Genomic DNA, 512 nt, shown 5'->3' on the forward strand with positions numbered 1-512 from the left:
GAGCAACAGCGTGGTAAGGGTAACCGCTTTTACTCTCTGGTGGTCGGCTCTGCCTATATGGTTCAGCGGCTAAAGAGTCTCTTTGATCATGAGTGGGTGTATAACCCGACGACGAGTACCATTCATGAGTTGATCGGCTTTCAGCAAAAAATTGACAACCAGTTTGAGGCATCCCCGTTATGAAGGCCTTGCCGAAATTTCAAGAAGAGTACAGCGCCAAGATCCCGGCCCTGACCCTGCTGACCCAGTTGGGCTGGACTTTCCTCTCCCCCGAACAGGCGCTGGCGGCACGGGATAACAAGGCCGATCAGGTGGTGCTGCGCCAACAACTGCGCAGCGTGCTGGCCGAGCGCACCTTTGTGTTTGCGGGCAAGACCTATCCACTGTCGGCCAAATCGGTGGACAATCTGGTGAGCGAACTGTGCAGCCCGGCCCTGAATGAAGGGTTGCAGGCGGCCAACGAGCGGCTCTATAACCACTTGCTCTATGGCATATCCGTCACCGAGTTTGTT

At 55.5% G+C, this 512-nt stretch carries 1 protein-coding gene and 1 pseudogene; both read left to right on the forward strand.

The features are described 5' to 3' along the window. Positions 1–183, forward strand: a pseudogene (locus tag OKC40_RS23045) (VWA domain-containing protein); the annotation flags it as partial. Next, positions 180–512: type I restriction endonuclease (locus tag OKC40_RS23050; protein ID WP_270797073.1), on the forward strand; the 333-nt coding region annotated here is incomplete at its 3' end. The pseudogene OKC40_RS23045 and the gene OKC40_RS23050, both read left to right, overlap by 4 nt.

This window comes from Aeromonas sp. QDB11 (assembly GCF_027705265.1).
Classification (GTDB): domain Bacteria; phylum Pseudomonadota; class Gammaproteobacteria; order Enterobacterales; family Aeromonadaceae; genus Aeromonas; species Aeromonas allosaccharophila.